5 protein-coding genes are annotated in these 3,601 nt (G+C 62.9%); all 5 read right to left on the bottom strand.

What is annotated here, in order from left to right; genetic code table 11:
- On the bottom strand, positions 1-403 hold a 403-nt coding region (locus tag D8V06_RS10025; protein ID WP_130930898.1), incomplete at its 3' end, for a DUF1989 domain-containing protein.
- 11 nt (positions 404-414) lie between these two features.
- Positions 415-1,140, bottom strand: a complete 726-nt coding sequence (locus D8V06_RS10020; RefSeq protein WP_130930897.1) for an urea amidolyase associated protein UAAP1 — start codon at positions 1,138-1,140, stop codon at positions 415-417.
- Between the two features lie 12 nt (positions 1,141-1,152).
- Complete coding sequence (locus D8V06_RS10015; RefSeq protein ID WP_056856037.1) at positions 1,153-1,941, bottom strand: ABC transporter ATP-binding protein; 789 nt, start codon at positions 1,939-1,941, stop codon at positions 1,153-1,155.
- Positions 1,938-2,753 (bottom strand): ABC transporter permease, encoded by an 816-nt coding sequence (locus D8V06_RS10010; protein ID WP_056856036.1) that lies wholly within the window; start codon positions 2,751-2,753, stop codon positions 1,938-1,940. The genes D8V06_RS10015 and D8V06_RS10010 overlap by 4 nt, the downstream gene beginning before the upstream one ends.
- Before the next feature lie 15 nt (positions 2,754-2,768).
- Positions 2,769-3,601: putative urea ABC transporter substrate-binding protein (locus D8V06_RS10005; RefSeq protein ID WP_130930896.1), on the bottom strand; the 833-nt coding region annotated here is incomplete at its 5' end.

The raw sequence follows: 3,601 nt of genomic DNA, 5'->3' as shown, positions 1-3,601 counted from the left end.
AGGCGCGCAGGTAGTTGTCGCGGCAGCTGTGCATGTAGCGTTTTTCCAGGGCGTAACGCACGGTGTTGCTCTCTTGTGCACACGCGCCGCCGAGGGTGTCATGACGCCCGCAGGTGTCGGCGACGATGGTCAGCATCGGCTTGCCGAGGTTGGAATACAGCACGCTGCCGGTACTCAGGTACACGCTGTTCTGCCGGCGCAGGGTGCGCTGTACGTCGTAGCGTTCCCTGGGGTTGGCAACGCTGTAGAACAGAGTATCGACCGCCTGGTTGCCTTCGAGGTCGAGAATGCGCAAGGTCTGGCCGGCCTTGACCTCCATCAGCCAGGGTTCACCGGCGGGGATGGTGGCGCGGTAGATCGCGTTTTCCGGCTGCTTTTCAGTGTTGATGAGAGCGAGTGACATGGCAGCGATCCTCAGGCAAACAAACGGTCGGTGTTGATGAAGCCGCGCTCGTTTTCCGGGCGCGAGGTGCGGCAGTGTTCGGCGACGCTGGCGTCGGCGTTCATCCAGCTGAGCTTCAGTGGTTTCGGTGCGTACTCGGGCGAAGGGTCCATCGGATGTTGCAGCGCGGTGAGCACCACCAGCGTGTCCATCGGTGCGTACAACTCGATGTAATCGCCGGCCCTGGAATTGCCCTCGACAAAGTGGAAGCGCCCGCCGTCATCGACGTTGACGCGACTGAACAGGTTGAGGGTCATCAGCAAGTCCGACAGGCCCAGACCCCATTTGCCCAGTTCCACCAACAGGTTGTCGGTGCCGTTGCGGAAGAAGCCATTGCGCAGTTCCTGGTAGCGCCCGGCGCCGTATTTTTCCGCGACTTCTTCAGCACAGAGGACGCCGCCGAGACTGTCGCTCCAGCCGCAGGTGTCGGCGGTGATGGCGGCCAGCACGCGGCCCATGTCCGAATACAGGCAATGACCGGCGGTGAGCTTGGCGGTGTGCTGGCATTTGAGGCTGTCGGGCAGATTCAGGCGCTCGGTTTTTTCGTTGGCGTTGAGCAGCGTCAGGCTGACGTTGGCGCCGCCGCGAAGGTCGGTCAGGCGCAGCAGTTGGCCGCGCTTCAGGACGAAGGAGCGATGACCTCCACCGGGGAGCATTTCTTCGGCGAAGGGCGGGAACAGTTGGGTCGAATCAGTCATGCGGAAGTCCTCTCAAGCGGTTCGAAGCGCGCTTGCCAGTTGCACCGGCAAGGCATCGACGGCGGCACGGGTGGTGCGGCGGTCAGTGTTCAAAGGGATGTCGTAGGTGATGCGGGCGCCATAAGCCCCTGGGGCATGCGGATCGAGGCGGACCTTGTCGAAGACCAGCAAGCGGGTGCCGAGGCTGAAGCCTTCGCTCAGGTCGTGGGTGACCATGAACACGGTCAGTTGCGTTTCCCGCCACAGCTCCAGCAGCAAGGCGTGCATGTCTTTGCGGATGCCCGGATCGAGTGCGCCGAAGGGTTCGTCGAGCAGCAACACCCGGGGCTTCATGATCAGCGCTTGGGCGATGGCCAGGCGTTGCTGCATGCCCCCGGAGAGCTGCGCCGGGTACTTGTCCAGCGAGTGCCCGAGACCAACTTTGTGCAACAGCACGGCGGCTTGCTCGCGGGCAGCCTTTTTGGCGCTGCCGAACAAACGCCCCAGCAAGGGCGAGCGGGGCAGTTCGAGGCCGAGAGCGACGTTGTCCAGCACGCTCAAGTGTGGGAACACCGAGTAGCGCTGGAACACCACGCCACGGCTGGCATCCGGCTCACCGGCCAAGGCCTGGCCATCCAGCAGGATTTCGCCGCGACTGGCTTTTTCCTGGCCGAGCAGCAAGCGCAGGAACGTCGATTTACCGCAACCGGACGCGCCGACCAACGTGCAGAACTCACCCTCACTGACGCTCAGGTTCAGGCCTTCGAGCACCACCTGATCGGCGTATTGCTGCCAGACATTTTTCACCGTGATGAAGCTCATGCGCGCGCTCCTTCGTACCAGGGGAAAGCGCGTTGGGTCAGGCGTTTCAGAGCCCAGTCCATCAGCCAGGCGAGCAGGGTAATCCACACCACGTAGGGCAGGATCACGTCCATTGCCAGGTAGCGGCGCACCAGGAAAATCCGGTAGCCCAGACCGTCGGTGGAAGCGATGGCTTCGGCCGCAATCAGGAACAGCCACGCCGAACCGAGCATCAAGCGCAACGAGATCAGCAGCCGTGGCAGCAATTGCGGCAGTACCACTCGCAGCATCAAGGTCCAGGTTGAAGCGCCGAGGGTCTGGGCCTTGATCAGCAGTTCCACGGGGATTTCCCGGGCGCGTTGTTCCAGGTCCCGGGCCAGTGCCGGGGTGATGCCGATCACGATCAGCATCACTTTCGACAACTCGCCCAAGCCGAAAACGATGAACAGGATCGGCAGGATCGCCAGCGGTGGCACCATCGACAACACCGTCAGCAATGGCGACAACGGCGCCCCGAACAGCGGCAGGGTGCCCGCCGCGATGCCCAGGCACAGCGCGGCCACGGCGCTGATGCCCAGGCCGATGGCCAGTCGTCTCAGGCTGGAGGCGGTGTCTTGCCACAGCAGGTAGTCGCCGGTGCGGCTGTCAGCGGCGAAGGCCAGGCGTTTTACCGCGTCGGTCATTTGCACGGCGCTGGGCAGCAGCTTGTCATTGGGGTTGTCCGCCAGTCGCTCGGCCGACCCCATGAAGTAGGCGAACAGCACCAGGGCGAATGGCAGGATCACCAGCAACAGGCGACTCGGGCGATCCGGGTGACGATTGATCAGGCGCATGGCCAAGTCCTCTTTTTACAACTTGGCGTCGGCGGCCATCTGCACGTAGCTGGGGTCGAAACGCAGCTTGAGGTTGCCCTTGTCGCCGCTGGTCACGCCATTGGCGAAGGCCATGCCGACCGCGCTGGTGTCCTTGGCGCCTTCACCCAGCAAGCCGTGCTGGAAGGAGAACTCGGCGACCTTGCGCATGGTTTCCGGCAGTTGCTTGCTGGTGCTGAAGGCCAGGGCTTCTTGCGGGGTGGCGAACAATTTGGTGGTGTCCAGTTGCGCCTGGAAACCCGCAAGGTCGGTGCCCGAAGCCTTGGCCATGTGCTCAAGGGCAGCCTTGCCGGCGGCGTTTTTCGCGTTCATCAGCTCGACCACTTCGAACCAGGCGCCGGTCAGGGCTTTGCCCAAGGCCGGGTTGTCTTTGAGGGTGGCGCTGTTGACCACCATCATGTCCATGATTTCGCCGGGAACCTGGCTGGAGTTGAAGACTTCAGTCACGCCGGGTTTGGCCTTGATGTCCGAGAGCATCGGGTTCCAGGTGGTGACGGCGTTGACCTGATCGGTGTTGAAGGCCGCCGAGATATCGGCGTCCGAGGTGTTGACCACTTTCAGGTCTTTCTCGGTGAGGTCCACCGAATCCAGGGCCCGGGCCAGCAGGTAATGGGACACCGAGAGCTCGACCAGATTGACGTCCATGCCCTTGAGGTCGGCGACTTTCTTGCCTTCGCCTTTAAGCACGATGCCGTCGTTGCCGTTGGAGAAATCGCTGACGATCAGCGCAGTGCTGTCGACGCCGCCAGCGGCCGGAATGGTCAGCGCATCCATGTTGGTCATGGTGCAGCCGTCGAACTGGCCGGCGG

The organism is Pseudomonas sp. Sample_24, from assembly GCF_004307605.1.
Classification (GTDB): Bacteria; Pseudomonadota; Gammaproteobacteria; order Pseudomonadales; family Pseudomonadaceae; genus Aquipseudomonas.
This window is presented reverse-complemented; position numbering and strand designations above follow the sequence as displayed.

Coding starts and splice junctions, on each gene's coding strand:
- D8V06_RS10015 (WP_056856037.1), bottom strand. CDS start 1,941: ATGAGCTTCATCACGGTGAAAAATGTCTGGCAGCAATACGCCGATCAG.
- D8V06_RS10020 (WP_130930897.1), bottom strand. CDS start 1,140: ATGACTGATTCGACCCAACTGTTCCCGCCCTTCGCCGAAGAAATGCTC.
- D8V06_RS10010 (WP_056856036.1), bottom strand. CDS start 2,753: ATGCGCCTGATCAATCGTCACCCGGATCGCCCGAGTCGCCTGTTGCTG.